The following is a 15,081-nucleotide window of genomic DNA, read 5'->3' on the forward strand; positions in this document are numbered from 1 at the left end:
GTTTGATATGGATAAACTGAGTGGAGACAAGAAGAACAAGAGGAACAAAAAGGAAGTTTCCAAAATGATTCAGGAAAAAAGCCTTGAAAACAGAGTGCTTATAACAGGCTTCAGAAGCGATATCGACGAAATCCTTTCGGCATTGGATATTTTCGTGCTCCCGTCAAAATATGAAGGGCTCCCAATCTCTACTATTGAGGCACAGACGAATGGGCTTACGTGCCTTGTGTCAGAAAATGTTCCAAACTCTGTTAACCTTACGGGAAATGTGGAGTTTCTGCCGGTAGATGCCGATTCAACGGAATTATGGGCAAAAAAGATTGCGGGATACAAAGGAAAAATCAGAGATAGCCATGCGCCCGAAGTCGTAAGGAAGGGGCATTATGACATATCTATGGAAGCCGGAAAGTTGGAAGCCATCTATAAGAAGATGGGGGAAATAGAAAACAGATAACGCAAATGACCAGAGAAACGAGCAGACGGAGTGATCAGTATGAATGATGGCGGAAAATACATATTTACATTTTTAGACAAGGACGAGGATGGCCTGTTCAAGGATATGGCTGAGCATGCAGATGTAGTGGAGTTTTGGCCATCCCATAGAGAAGATACACGGTTCAATAAGCCGTTTAAGAAATTGTTAATGAACCATCGTATCGCAAAATGGGGGGGGGTGGATGTTCTACAACATACACAGATATCCATTCCGCAAAGATGTTACCTATAGCCTGATCATCCCGACATCTTCAATCGGGAAGTTAAGCGTTGGATATTTAAGAAAGTTGAAAAAGAGGCATCCGAATGTTCGCCTGTTCGCTCTGGTCACAGACTCCATGCATGCGGATTCTCCGCATATGGTTTATGTCCGGCAGAAACTGCTTTCAGATGTATGGGACGCCGTCCTTACCTATGACAAGTGCGATGCAAAAGAATACGGTTTCCATTGGTTTGGATACTGCTATTATTCCTTCCATGGGGTAGGCCGTGGCTCTCAGAAAAGCGATCTGTACTATGTTGGGTACGACAAAGGAAATCGGAGAGAGAAGGTAGAGTCCGTATATGGATATCTAAAAGACAGAGGCGTGAAATGTCGGTTTGATGTTGTGGGTCACCGAACGAAGCATGACATGGAGGAAAGCAGGATCAAATACAGGAATCGCAAAATAAGCTATTGGCAGGTTTTGGAGTGTGTACAAGGCGCAAACTGCATTTTGGAAGTTTTGCAAGAGGGACAGGAAGCACAGTCTATCCGGTATTTTGAGGCAGTCGTTTATAATAAGAAGCTGCTAACAACGAACAGGCATCTGTCAGAGCTTCCGTTCTATGACGGCAGATATATGAAGTATTTTGAGAAACCAGAAGATATTGACCCCGCTTGGGTCAAGGAGGAAGAAAAGATTGATTATGGGTACAGGAATGAGTTTTCTCCCCTCCATCTGATCGATTATATAAAGGAAAATTTTTGATAGTCAATGAGAGCTGGCAACAGACAGCGAGGGAAAAAGATGAGCATACATAACGAAAATTACAGTGCAAACAGCACAGAGCTCCCCAGGGTGGCTGTGTTGATGAGCACATACAATGGGGAAATATTTATCAGAGAGCAGATAGAAAGTATTCTGGCACAGGAAGGTGTGGCAGTTAGTCTTTATGTCCGTGATGACGGTTCCTCCGATCAGACATTCGAAATCCTTAAAGAATACGAGGATGCCGGAAATCTCAAGATTCTCCCCGCGAAAAAGAATGTCGGACCCGGCAGGAGTTTTATGACACTTATCTTTGCTGTGTCAAAGCGCACAGACTTTGACTACATGGCGTTTGCCGATCAGGATGACATCTGGCTTCCCAGAAAACTATATGCAGCTGTGGATAAGTTGAAAGACAGTGGGGAAACTGCTTCCTTATATGGCTCCAACCAGACGCTTTATCAGGACGGAAAAGAGGGTGAGCTGCGATTCAGTTGCCCACTGGACACTTCGTTAAAACACCATATCAACAGGAATGAGGTGTCCGGCTGTACGATGGTGATGAACAGGAAACTGGTAACGGCAATCGTGTCGCGGCCTTGCCCGCCGGCCAATATTATCGATTTCCGTATCCACGATGCGTGGGTGGCGTTGGTTGCAATTCTGACTGGAACGTTTATTTATGACCCGAATTCCTATATTCTGTACCGCATCCATGAAAACAACACAGTAGGAATCAGGAAGACAAGCATCAAGGAAAGACTCAACCGGCTTTTGCTCAGAGGAAACAACGGAGAGCATAGGGCAAACTTAAGAAGCAATACGGCAAGTGTGCTGTTGGAATACTATCCCGACATAGATGAGGAATACCGGGCAGTTTTGGAGAAGTACGCATATTACCGAAAGAGCATGAAATACAGACTGGCGCTCCTAAGGGATAAGGAAATCATAAAAGCAACCGGAGAGAATCCACTCGTCTTCCGGCTGAAGATACTGGTGAATTTTGCATAAATATGCAGTGTAGGTTTAGGAAGCGAGAAATCGGCTCGAAAATCAGAATGAAGATAATGAAAGTGAAGGACTGTTACAAAACATGATAGATGATAGGCTGGATTCCAAATTAATAGATTTGAATCACCGTTACCAGGAAGCCCTGTATTCAGAACAGGCAGAAATAAAGAAGAAGAAAAACCGTTACTTTGGATATATAAAGACAGGAAACTTAAACCAGCTTGTGGAGGACTTAAAATACCGTAAGTATTCCAGAAAATATTGCTCAGTCAATGGTAATGTTCCACATCCACAGCAGTATAATGGGGAAAATTCAGGAGCGAGAATTACGGTCTATTCTTCCATTATTGGGAGATATGACAAGATTATTGAACCGGTATACAAAGAGGATGGGGTTCGATACCTGATGTTCACTGATCAGGAAGTCCCATCTGGATCAGCATGGGAAAAAGTGGATGTTGCTGGACTCCCGGAATATAATACGATGGCGCCGATTCAATTGAACAGAAAAATTAAAATGCTTCCAAATCAGTATATTTTAGATGCGGATTATAGCATATATGTAGATGGCAATATAGAAATAATTGCAGGGGTTAGCCCAATCATCTGCAGTATGGGGTCAGCCGGATTTGGGGTACATTATCATGCGAGCCGAGATTGTATTTATGATGAGGCAGTAGCCGTGTTGCATTATAAAAGGGCTGATAAGGCGGAGGTCATGGCACAGATGGACGAATATAAGAAGAACGGTTTTCCAGTCCATTATGGTCTTTTCGAAAATTCCATACTCGTTCGGAAACACGATGACCAGTCTGTAAAGGAATTGATGACTGCCTGGTGGGAGGAATACAATAAATATCCGACCAGAGATCAGTTCAGCCTCCCGTATGTTGTATGGAAAACAGGATTTGACGCAGAAAGGATTGCGATACTCGGAAATAATATTAACCGAAATCCGAGGTTCAATAGGGTGCAAAAGCATATTGGGCAAGGAGAGCTATAGCGCTATTTTATAGACATGGAGTTATCTGATGAAACTTAGAATTGATAAAAGAAAATTGAAATATGTAGGTATCGTACTGCTGGCATTGATTGGCAGCTTTATGTTCCATGTAGACAGGTCTGATAACATGGATTTTAACAGGTATCAGACAATAATGGATTCATTAAGGTCATCAGGCATTTCCTGGTTGGATTACATGGTAAATTGTAATGCGGCGACATTACGCGCCAATGCGATTATGCAGTATTCATATGCTTTCAACACACTAATGTATCTGGTTGCTAAATTATTTGAGAATAATTACATATTAGTGTGGATTTCCGTATTGTTTGACTATAGCCTTATCGCATATATTGCGTTCGACTGGAAGCGAAATTCAAAATATAAAACAAATGAAGTAATATTAGTGTTGCTGGCATGCTTTTCCCTCCTTCCTTTTATTCATGTTAATTCAGGATTAAGGACGGCAACATCAGCCTGTATTATGGCCTTGGCAGTATACAGGTTTTTGTACCAAAAGAAGAACATCGTGGAATTTTTAGCCCTGGCTTTGCTTTCTGTGCTGTTCCACCCTTTTAGCATTTTCGCTGTCCCTATAGCGATTGTGATTCGTGTATCAAGCCGGAAAGGGGTATTATTTGCTGTCTTGATAGGCTGTATGTTCTTATCCCGCATAGCAGAGATTTTCCTCAATTCCGGGATTCCCTTTTTAACATTAATTGGCAGAAAATACATTACATACACTTCGGAGACTCAGTTTACTGCATATAGGACCTTTTCTTATGGAGGTTTGATAAACTGTGCGATTATTATAGCTTATTACCTTCTGATATACAGGAAAAGCCGTGAAATAGACAATGACGGGATTGTGACGGATAAAGAAAAGATATACCTATTCATTGTATGTTTCAGTGGACTGATAGTGGGGAATGTAGGTTCTTATGAAATGATTTGCAGAAATGGGTATCTGTTAGGTGCATTATCGCCGATACTCATATCCATGTTTTATGAAAAGGGGCATTTACTCAGTGGAAAACATATTGGATCGATTTTCCGAGTTGCGTTGGGTTTGCTTTTTGTCATTATGTCATTCCAGTGGGTGAGGTACTATTATCCGTTCTTCCTATGATTACTTAATGGGTTCTACAGACGAATAAAGGTATTCCATGATGACAGAGATTTGAGAATGCTTTTTAGAAATTAACGCTAAGGGAGATGTATGCTATGAAGAAACTGAGCTACCTGATTGGAAGAGGGGTTAAATACCTTACAGATGAAGATTATCGGTTTTTAGTTAATTCTGGGAAAGGGCTTTGCGACTCAATGCCAGATGAAGAGTATTTAAAACGTATGTTTAAAGCAAAGATGGGACGGGAATTGGATCTGGAAAACCCTCAGACCTTCAACGAGAAGCTCCAGTGGATGAAGATCCACGACCGCAAGTCAATTTACACAACGATGGTGGACAAGTATGCTGCAAAAAAATATGTTGCGGATATAATCGGTGAGCAGTACATCATTCCGACTTTAGGTGTATGGGATAGGTTTGAGGACATTGATTTCAATGCACTTCCTAATCAATTTGTTTTGAAATGTACACATGACAGTGGGGGATTGGTCATTTGCAAGGATAAGTCTAATCTGGATATAGCGGCGGCAAAAGAAAAGATAAACCGAAGCCTTAAGCGGAATTTTTATTATTCAGGCAGAGAATGGCCATACAAGGATGTGAAACCCAGGATTATTGCGGAAAAGTACATGGAGGACACAGGATCACAAGAACTTCGCGATTACAAGTTTTTTTGCTTCGGTGGACAGGCAAGATGTTATAAGGTGGATTTTGACCGCTTTATTGAACACCATGCAAATTATTACGATATGGAAAGTCATATTCTGGATTTTGGTGAATCTGCGTTCCTGCCGGTTCCAGGGAAGGAACTTTCCATCCCCAAAGAGATAGACCAAATGGCAAAGCTGGCAGAAAATCTTTCGCAGGATATACCATTTCTGCGTGCTGATTTTTACGACGTGGAGGGGAAAATATACTTCGGAGAGCTTACCTTTTATCTGGCCTCAGGATTTGTTTTTTTCACAAAAGAGAATGCAGATTTGAAACTTGGAGAATGGATTAGGCTCCCGGATTCTTCGGGTAGGGGGGGTATAATTCTTATTCTGACTGAGGTCATTGTATGGTTTCATCCTAATGCTAAAAGACTGGGCAGTGGCCTGAAAGACTATAAGTTTTACTGTTTTGATGGTGAAATGAAGATGGTCATGATTAATTCTGACCGAAAATCAGCAGGAGGGACAAGAGCTGACTATTTTGACAGACAGTTTAACTACCTGGATTTTACATGGGGATATAGGCATGCAGATACTCCACCGAGAAAGCCGGAAAACTTTGAATGCATGATTAAGCTGGCAGAACAGCTCTCAGTTGGACTGAAACATGTTCGTGTGGATTTATATAATTGTGATGGTCAAATATATTTTGGAGAACTTACATTTTTCGATGGGAGCGGATTTGACCGCATAGATCCTATCGAATGGGATTATGAGATTGGCAAGTGGATAAATTTGTCTGAGGGGGATACTGGACAGATGAAAGTTTAGGATCAGAAATAAAGGTGATGCTTCACAAGCAGCCAGAAACTCGGGAAGCTACTTTACGTTCGAATCATGAATCTAACGACATTGTTCTATCTGATGAATTTACAGATTTGGATTCCGGCCTGACGGACTACAATTTTTTTGCTTCGATGGATATGTAGACTGTGTTATGGTCCGTGTTGGGAGGAGTAGCGGCAATACACAGTTTTATTTCTTCGATAAGGAATGGAGGTTATTAAGGCTTAATATCAAGGGGCGCGATGCCCCGGAAAATTTCACATTACCAAAACCGAAATGCATAGATGAGATGTTCTCGCTTGCAGAAAAACTGTCCAAAGGATACCCATTTGTGAGGGTTGACCTATATGAAAGCTGTGGACGGGTTTATTTCGGAGAAATGACGTTTTACCCACAGAGTGGGTTTGACGCAAACCTTCTTCCTGAAACGGATATTCGTTTCGGGAAACTGATTCAATTGCCGGGTTTGGAGGGAATGTGAAATGAAAGAGCAAAGAAATTATTATTCTGATGGAAAGTTCAAGACAATCGGCTTTCCTGTTAGCCATAAGGAAAATGAGAAACGCAGGGCAATCATGCCTGACCACGTTAGTGGGATAAATCACCCAGATCGCTTGTTTTTTGAAGAGGGACATGGCCTTGTTTTAGAAATTCCGAATAAGGAATACGCAAGATATGGTTGCATTATTGCACCAAGGGAGACGGTCCTTGAGCAGGATGTTATTTGTGACCCGAAAATTGGGGATGCTGACTATTTGGAAAGCCTGCATAAGGGGCAAACCATTTTCGGCTGGGTTCATGCGACGCAGAACAGAGACATCACAGACAAGATTATCAACGGCGGGCTGACTGCCTATGCATGGGAAAATATGAATTATAAGGGGCGCCATCTTTTCTGGAGAAATAACGAGCTTGCCGGGGAAGCGGCAGTCATGCATGCGTTCCAGGGCTTTGGGCGTATGCCATACGAGACAAAGACAGCGGTTCTTGGATGTGGAAACACCGCAAGAGGCGCCATCAAGGTTTTGAATATGTTAGGGGCAGAAGTAATGCAGTACGACAGACGCAGTGAGGCGCTGTTTCAGGAAGAACTGCCAAATTACGATGTGGTCGTGAATTGTATCTTATGGGATGTCATGCGCACGGATCATATCCTGTATCGGACTGATCTTGCCAGGATGAAAAAGAATTCTATGATTATCGACGTGAGTTGTGATAGATGTGGTGGAATCGAAGCCAGCGTTCCGACCACAATAGAGAATCCTACATACGAAGTGGGTGGGATCCTGCATTATGCAGTAGACCATACACCATCCCCTTTCTATAAGACATTTACAGAGAATAATTCTCAGGTTATTCTTCCGTATCTGGTCGAACTTATGACGGAGAAGATTGGGGGCGTTTTGAAAGACGCTATGGTGATTGAAGAAGGCAGAATCGTGGATCTGGAGATAATACGATTCCAGAAAAGATAGATATTGCATACGATAATAAAACAGGAACGGACAAATTTATAAGCTGAATATGGATGACGTAAATTGCACGTAAAAATGTAAAGCAAGGGGAGCCATAGTGACCAGAAAGAAGAAACTACTATACAATACAATCGTATCATTGGCATATCAGTTAATAACACTGGTTTGCGGATTTATACTGCCACGCTTTTTCTTATCCTGTTATGGATCAGCCGTGAATGGCCTCGTGTCTTCTATCACGCAATTTCTGGGCTTTGTTGCACTCGCAGAGTGTGGTGTAGGCGCTGTGGTGCAGTCCACGCTTTACAAGCCGCTTGCGGACAAGGACAATGCTGAAGTTAGCAGGATCATGAAATCCTCCCAGCGATTCTTCCGCAGGATTGCGATAATTCTTATAATTTATACAGCTTTCCTGATGGTATTTTACCCATTTGTTACCCGGGAAAGGTTTGATTTTTCGTATACGATGGGATTGATATTTATCATATCCATCAGTTCATTTGCCCAATATTTTTTTAGTATGTCATATCGGCTCCTTTTGGATGCTGATCAGATGTCATTCATCCAGCTTGGCCTGCAAGGAGCAACCATGTTGCTGAATACCGTTTTCAGCGTAATCCTCATGAAGATGGGTGCAGGTATTCATTTGGTAAAACTTGCTACAGCTACAGTTTTCCTAATTCAGCCTGTGGCTCTGAATGCCTATGTAAAACGACATTACAGTTTGGATAAGAAGATAAAACTGGAAGGTGAGCCGATTAAGCAAAAATGGAATGGTTTGGCGCAGCACATTGCTGCTGTGGTTTTAGGAAATACTGACACGGTAGTTCTGACGCTCTTTTCTACTCTGGAAAATGTTTCTATCTATGCAGTGTATCATCTTGTGGTCAATGGGGTAAAGCAGATTTTGAATTCCCTTACCGCAGGAGTTCAGTCCATGTTTGGGGATATGTATGCCCGAAAAGAGACAGATACACTAGACAAGACTTTCGGATGGGTGGAATGGCTGATGCATCTTCTTGTCACTTTTTCATTCTCATGTACAGCAGTCCTGATTCTGCCGTTTGTAAATATTTATACGAAAGAAATCTCTGATGCGAATTATATTGTACCTGCGTTTTCATTACTCATTTCAGCGGCACAGGCATCTTACTGTCTGCGCCTTCCATACAACATGATGGTATTAGCTGCAGGTCATTACAGGCAGACGCAGTGGAGTGCAATCATAGAAGCGATGATCAATATTATTGTTTCTGTTGTGTTGGTTAGACGGTTTGGACTGGTTGGTGTTGCAGTGGGGACTCTTGCAGCCATGCTTTATCGGACAACGTACTTAGCATGGTATCTGTCAAAAGATATACTGAATCGGAGTATGAAGTATTTCTTCAAACATATAGTTGTTGATGCGGCCTGCGCTGTATTGACACTTTATATTACAAAGGGGATAAGCCTGGTTGGAATATCCTATGTAGCCTGGATTATTATGGCTTTGAAGGTTGCGGTCACTGCTTTAGCGGTAAACTTAGCCATCAATTGTGTGCTATATCCAAATTATATTAAGGCCCTATTTCGGATGGTCTTTGGGTTTGTAAAGAGCCTGAGGAGCAAAATCGTGAATATGTTTGGAAAAAGCAAGGAGGAGTTAAATGTCAGCAGTAAGGAGCATATTAGGAAAGAGTAAACATTGGCTATTATCGGACTTCCGTTCGTTTAAGGAAGCTCCATATAAACGACTACATGCCGGTTCTGATTTGGAAAAACTTTCAATTATATATCCGGTCTATGTAAATGATCAGGAAGGGATGAATGGGATTGCCAGAAACCTTCTCTATTATAACAGCCTCTCAGATGCGGTGAAAAGGAAATTAAACCTTGTAGTAGTAGATGACTGTTCCCCTGTTCCTGTTTCTATGCCTGATGGATTAAATGTGAATCATAGGTTGGTACGTATTGACAGGGATATAAAATGGAATTCGGGGGGGGGCAAAAACCTTGGAGTATTCTGTTGTGAAACCTCTCGTATGATCACCGCCGACATTGATATGCTGTTTCCGGAAGAAACGCTAATATCCTGTATGTCCGGCCAAGGCATATCAGATAGGGCAGTTTATGTATTTGATGAGTATCTTGAGGATAATGGCTCCTGGAGTAAATATGGTGTCCATCCGAATTGCTTCTTTATGACAAAAGCTGCGTATCTATATTTGAATGGCTATGACGAGGATTTCTGTGGACATTATGGCGATGATCTCTATATGAATCAATGGATTAATAAGAACATGGATGTATACAATTGCGGGGAGAAAATGTTCCTGACTGAGGGTGTGAATGAAGTTGCTAATAAGCTGGGCAGAAAAGTTGGAATTGCAGTTTATTTATTATTAGTAAAGAAAAAATTCCTGCCACATTCAAAAGAAATGCTTAGATTCCCCTGGCATCTGGTTTGTTGATAAAGGATATTGAAGAGAAAGGTGAATAATATGTTTTTCAAGAGAATGAAGAAAAGCTTTCGAGTGCACAATAAAGCAAACCGCTGAGGATGGGAAAGCAAAAGATCGTATCTGATAAGTCGTGGCGCACACATTGGTGGGGGACTCGGCTAAATTGCGGAGTAGAGGCATTTGGATCTGAGCCATATTTGATTACCGTCGGAAAGGATGGCTTATTTGCGAAAAATGTCAACTTTATTACATATGACGGTGGCATTAAAGTACTTAATTCTATGGGCTATTTTGATGGGAAACGAATGGACAATATAGCTCCGATTTCTATAGGGGATAATGTTTACATCGGAATGGGAGCATGTATTATGCCAGGAGTGACAATTGGCGATAACGTGATCATTGGAGCCTGTGCAGTAGTCACCCATGACATCCCTGACAATTCTGTAGCAGTTGGCATCCCAGCGAGAATAAAAAAGGCTGTCGATGATTATTATACCAATTTGCAGGGAAGAAATCGATTGTTTGATTTTGGCGGTATGACACAGGAAGAGAAGGAGCAATATTGGGTTTCTTATTTTGAAAAATAGACCATAGAAAACGCAATAAAATCCAAAAAAGGAGTTGATAGACAGTTGGAACATGCGGATAATCCTTTGAGCAGAGCAGAGCAGAGCAGAGCAGAGCAGAGCAGAGCAGAGCAGCTTGAAAATTGTAATTTTATAAAAGTGATTCTAATGGGTTTTATTGTTCTATACCATAGTCTGGCAATGTGGCTGCCGGAGGGATGGTTCGGAATGCCGGCACAAGCATCCGTTTCCCTTGGCTTAATTGCGCAGTGGCTCAATTCATTCCACATTTATGCGTTTGTTTTGATTTCTGGATATATTTTTGCATATTTAAAATTTGAGCGCAATAAGTATCAGAATTTTACAAGCTTAATAAAGAATAAGGCAAAGAGGCTTTTAATTCCGTATTTTTTTGTAGCTGTTGTTTGGTTAATTCCATGGGATTACGCTTTCCAAACGGAATCGAACCAAATCGCAGTCAGCGATTATCTGTTAGCCCTTTCGCCATCTCAGCTTTGGTTCTTATGGATGATGTTTGGCGTTTTTGTGTTGGCTTATTTCCTAACTGGAATGATGTGGAAAAAGCCGCTTTGGGGATTAATGATTTCGTTTGTTTTGTATGCTGTATCAATCATTGGATTGCGGTTTATCCCTAATTACTTTCAGATTTGGTATACCTGTCGGTTTATGATGTTGTTTTATACTGGTATGATGATCAGAAAAGATAGGAAAGGGCTGATTTATAAGATTCCGTGGTATGTCTGGGTCGCCATTGACTTGTTATTGTTTGTTCTGACAGAGTATTGTAATGCATTTGAAAATGGGATCATAATTAAATTGCTACATATTGGAATGCCAATGCTTCTTCATATAATCGGAGCAGTCATGGCGTTTACTACCTTGAATGCATTTTCAGGGAAAATTAACTTTAAAACGAACAGATTGTACTTATTCTTTGAAAAGAATAATTTTACGATATATCTTTTCCACCAGCAGATTATTTATTTGGTAATCACTTTGTTAAACGGGAAAGTGCCATCAGGTGTGTTGGCGATATGTAACTTTGCCATAGCGATTATTCTATCAAGCTTAATAGCAGTTGTTTTGAATAAATGGAAGCTTACAAGGTTTCTGACGGGGCAGAAAGCATAATTTAGAAAAAGATCGAGAAAGATTCCTGTATACTTTAAATTGTGAACTCTGCAAAAAGTTACACTAAACGCCATCATGGACTCAAAAACGTCATAATCTCATCAAAATTTTTGCCGCTTTTTAGATAGGCTTCCATGATGGTGTCAGTCTCAATTCGACGTTTCTGTTCCTGCATGATTATTATGGTGCGGCGCACCATAATAATCAATATCCATAAATGCTAAATAGTCGCTCATACCATTAATATTCTTTTGATATTTTCATTTAGCTATCGTCCAATTTTCAATTTGGACGATAGCTAAATGCCAAGCCTCTACAAATAAAACTCTTTATACCACTCCGCAAACTTCCTCAACCCATCCCGGATCCCAATCTGCGGTCGAAATCCATAATCCCGTTCCAATGCTTCGCTATCCGCATAAGTTACCGGAACATCTCCTGGCTGCATCGGTACAAGTTCTTTGTGCGCGTCAAAGTCATAATTTTCCGGTAATACTCCTGCCCGGATGAGCTCCTGCTGCAGAGTATCGATATAGTCAAGGAGATTCTCCGGGGTGCCACCGCCGATATTATAAACAGCATATGGTGGGATCGGTAACCCATCGTCACCATTTTTCTTCTGGGGTGCGCCTTCCATGACCCGACGTACACCTTCTACAATATCATCAATATAAGTGAAATCCCGTTTGCAGTTTCCGTAGTTGAAGATCTTTATCGTTTTTCCTGCGCACAAATTATTTGTTGCGGAGAAATAAAACATATCTGTTCTTCCGGCCGGACCATAAACCGTAAAGAAACGAAGGCCGGTAGACGGAATATTGTAAAGTTTGGAATAAGCATGAGCCATCAGCTCATTGCTTTTCTTGGTCGCTGCGTAAAGCGATACCGGGTTGTCGACTTTGTCATCGGTGCTGAATGGAACCTTCGTATTTCCGCCGTACACAGAGGAACTGGAAGCGTATACAAGATGTTCCAGATTCTTATCATTTCGGCATGCCTCCAGAATGTTGAAGAAACCGATCAGGTTGCTGTGCAGATAAGCTTCGGGATTTGTAATGCTGTAGCGGACGCCTGCCTGTGCAGCCAGGTTTACAACGACTACAAATGCATATTGGTTAAACATCTTGGTGATCAATGCCTGGTCCGCAATGTCTCCCTTAACAAAAATCCACTGATTCTTTCTGGCTATGCCATCCTGTTCAAATGTTTCCTGAATATCTTTCAGACGCCATTCTTTTAATTCGATCGGATTATAATCAGTCATGCAGTCGATGCCTACGATCACTGACTCCGTAGTCTCTCTTAAAAGTCTTTTACACAGATTATTTCCAATAAATCCTGCAGCTCCAGTGACAAGGATTGCTTTTCCATTTAGATCGACCGGCTGTTTTTCTATTCTTTCCATCATCTTCTCCTAATCTCTCTGGAACAGATCTCTTGTATATACTTTTTCCTGAACATCGTCCAGGGCACTGTCGTAGCGATTTGCCAAAATGCATTTACTCTCTTCTTTGAATTTTTTCAGATCATTTACAACTCTGGATCCAAAGAATGTTTCTCCGTCCTTTAATGTCGGTTCATAAATGATAACAGTGGCTCCTTTGGCTTTTATACGCTTCATAACGCCCTGAATCGAGGATTGGCGGAAGTTATCACTATGACTCTTCATAGTCAGCCTGTAGACGCCTACGATCGTCTCATGCTGCTCCTCTTCCGCCTTGGCACTATAGCTCTCGTTTGCCTCGTATGCACCCGCGATCTCAAGAACACGATCCGCAATGAAATCCTTTCTGGTCCGGTTGCTCTCCACGATTGCTTCGATCAGATTTTCCGGAACATCCGCATAATTTGCAAGAAGCTGTTTCGTGTCTTTCGGCAGACAATATCCGCCATAGCCAAAACTCGGATTGTTATAATGAGACCCGATTCGCGAATCCAGGCATACGCCATCAATGATCTGTTTTGTATTTAAATGTTTAGACTCAGCATAGGTGTCCAGCTCATTAAAATAGGAGACACGGAGCGCAAGGTATGTATTGGCAAAAAGCTTTACGGCCTCGGCCTCGGTGAATCCCATAAACAAAGTAGCGATATGCTCTTTGATTGCGCCTTCCTGAAGAAGGGAAGCAAATGTGTGAGCAGCTTTCTTTGTTTCTGGATCAGCTTCATCGCATCCAACGATGATCCGGCTCGGATACAGGTTATCGTACAGGGCCTTGGATTCCCGTAAAAATTCCGGGGAGAATAAAATATGATCATTACGGAATTTTTCGCGAACGCTCTTTGTATATCCGACTGGGATTGTGGATTTGATCACCATCCATGGCATATGTTCGGTACCTGCATTGGCGGCTTCAACCAGCTCAATTACAGATTCCACGGCTGATGTATCAAAATAGTTTTTCTTAGAATCGTAGTTCGTCGGAGCTGCAATCACCACGATATCTGCCGCACGGTAAATCTCCCAGGCCGGATTGCTCTCATTCATCACCTGATTATTCAATACACATGTCAGATCCAGCTCTTTTTCTGCCAGATATTTTTCAATGTAGTCATCCTGGATCGGCGAGATCCGGTTATTGATCTTCTGGACCTTTTCCTCGATGATATCAATAGCCGTAACCGGATTATGCTGCGCCAGGAGCGTGGCAATCGAAAGTCCTACATAACCTGTACCGGCAACCGCGATCTTTAATGGAGATACCTTTTCCAGAGAAATATTAGAACTCTCCTGGAACATATCCGTAATATCAAAATTTAAAACGCGGGCCAGTTCCTCCAGCTGCGCGATCGAAGGCGTGTACTCTTCTGCCTCAAGCTTGGAAAGAACGGAACGGTTCATACCGGTCAAATCGGCAAGCGCCTGCTGGGAAAGTTTTTTTTGTTTTCTGGTAGAGACGATGGTGTCTGCCAGGAGATGGTTGGATAATTTTTTCATTTTGGGTCCTCTCACATTTTATGATGTTTGAAACAACGTTGTTTGATCCGTTTAAATTTATATAGTCAGTATACATGAAATATCGATAGGATGCAAGGATAAAGTTTGATGTTTATAGTAACAATAATGCAGGTGATATGCCAGTTGCAGTCCACTTTGATCACCCAATATGCATAGGTATCCCTTTGAATGACCGATTGGCACAGTTGTATATTGCTCACCTGTGAAGGTGGTTTTCTATAATTGGAGGATGATAGCCTATTGACGTCATAAAAAAGTTGTGCCATAATAGTATTAACCAAAAGGTTAATTTGAAAGGCGATGCGTTAGTGGAAATAACATATACTAATAATAAAGTAACCTATTGTGCTATTTCAAATAAAACGTTTAAAAACTTG

The 15,081-nt window shown here is 41.6% G+C and carries 14 protein-coding genes; 12 read left to right on the forward strand and 2 right to left on the reverse strand.

Annotated elements, in window-relative coordinates; translation table 11 throughout:
• Window positions 1-7 precede the first annotated feature (7 nt).
• From DW826_RS08350 to DW826_RS08410, 12 genes are all read left to right on the forward strand, one after another.
• The gene (locus tag DW826_RS08350) at window positions 8-454 is read left to right on the forward strand and encodes a glycosyltransferase (RefSeq protein ID WP_181968026.1); all 447 of its coding nucleotides are present in this window, start codon (window positions 8-10) and stop codon (window positions 452-454) included.
• 223 nt (window positions 455-677) lie between these two features.
• Complete coding sequence (locus tag DW826_RS08355) at window positions 678-1,466, forward strand: hypothetical protein (RefSeq protein ID WP_117470567.1); 789 nt, start codon at window positions 678-680, stop codon at window positions 1,464-1,466.
• A 39-nt stretch (window positions 1,467-1,505) separates the two neighbouring features.
• On the forward strand, window positions 1,506-2,477 hold the full coding sequence (locus DW826_RS08360) for a glycosyltransferase (RefSeq protein ID WP_278286478.1): 972 nt from the start codon (window positions 1,506-1,508) through the stop codon (window positions 2,475-2,477).
• An 82-nt stretch (window positions 2,478-2,559) separates the two neighbouring features.
• On the forward strand, window positions 2,560-3,480 hold the full coding sequence (locus DW826_RS08365; RefSeq protein ID WP_117470569.1) for a glycosyltransferase domain-containing protein: 921 nt from the start codon (window positions 2,560-2,562) through the stop codon (window positions 3,478-3,480).
• Window positions 3,481-3,508: 28 nt separating this feature from the next.
• Window positions 3,509-4,609 carry an EpsG family protein gene (locus DW826_RS08370; RefSeq protein ID WP_117470570.1) on the forward strand — a complete coding sequence of 367 codons (1,101 nt, stop codon included), beginning with the start codon at window positions 3,509-3,511 and terminating at the stop codon, window positions 4,607-4,609.
• 95 nt (window positions 4,610-4,704) lie between these two features.
• Window positions 4,705-6,093, forward strand: a complete 1,389-nt coding sequence (locus tag DW826_RS08375; protein ID WP_242994066.1) for an ATP-grasp fold amidoligase family protein — start codon at window positions 4,705-4,707, stop codon at window positions 6,091-6,093.
• A gap of 97 nt (window positions 6,094-6,190) precedes the next feature.
• Window positions 6,191-6,589 (forward strand): ATP-grasp fold amidoligase family protein, encoded by a 399-nt coding sequence (locus tag DW826_RS08385; protein WP_278286481.1) that lies wholly within the window; start codon window positions 6,191-6,193, stop codon window positions 6,587-6,589.
• Between the two features lies 1 nt (window position 6,590).
• Entirely contained in the window at window positions 6,591-7,583 is a 993-nt protein-coding gene (locus DW826_RS08390; RefSeq protein ID WP_117470572.1) for a N(5)-(carboxyethyl)ornithine synthase, read from the forward strand.
• A gap of 97 nt (window positions 7,584-7,680) precedes the next feature.
• Window positions 7,681-9,264, forward strand: a complete 1,584-nt coding sequence (locus tag DW826_RS08395; RefSeq protein WP_117470573.1) for a polysaccharide biosynthesis C-terminal domain-containing protein — start codon at window positions 7,681-7,683, stop codon at window positions 9,262-9,264.
• Window positions 9,230-10,033, forward strand: a complete 804-nt coding sequence (locus DW826_RS08400; protein ID WP_117552487.1) for a hypothetical protein — start codon at window positions 9,230-9,232, stop codon at window positions 10,031-10,033. Before DW826_RS08395 ends, DW826_RS08400 begins: the two co-directional genes overlap by 35 nt.
• Before the next feature lie 89 nt (window positions 10,034-10,122).
• On the forward strand, window positions 10,123-10,614 hold the full coding sequence (locus DW826_RS08405) for a DapH/DapD/GlmU-related protein (RefSeq protein ID WP_117470576.1): 492 nt from the start codon (window positions 10,123-10,125) through the stop codon (window positions 10,612-10,614).
• Between the two features lie 45 nt (window positions 10,615-10,659).
• Complete coding sequence (locus DW826_RS08410) at window positions 10,660-11,745, forward strand: acyltransferase (RefSeq protein WP_117552488.1); 1,086 nt, start codon at window positions 10,660-10,662, stop codon at window positions 11,743-11,745.
• A 313-nt stretch (window positions 11,746-12,058) separates the two neighbouring features.
• On the opposite strand, the gene DW826_RS08415 is transcribed toward DW826_RS08410, so the two are convergent.
• Both DW826_RS08415 and DW826_RS08420 read right to left on the reverse strand, forming a co-directional pair.
• Entirely contained in the window at window positions 12,059-13,150 is a 1,092-nt protein-coding gene (locus tag DW826_RS08415; RefSeq protein WP_117470578.1) for an NAD-dependent epimerase/dehydratase family protein, read from the reverse strand.
• A 9-nt stretch (window positions 13,151-13,159) separates the two neighbouring features.
• Window positions 13,160-14,683 (reverse strand): nucleotide sugar dehydrogenase, encoded by a 1,524-nt coding sequence (locus DW826_RS08420; protein ID WP_117470579.1) that lies wholly within the window; start codon window positions 14,681-14,683, stop codon window positions 13,160-13,162.
• Between the last annotated feature and the right edge of the window lie 398 nt (window positions 14,684-15,081).

The sequence above is a fragment of the Clostridium sp. AM34-11AC genome, from assembly GCF_003435375.1.
GTDB lineage: Bacteria > Bacillota > Clostridia > Lachnospirales > Lachnospiraceae > Pilosibacter > Pilosibacter fragilis.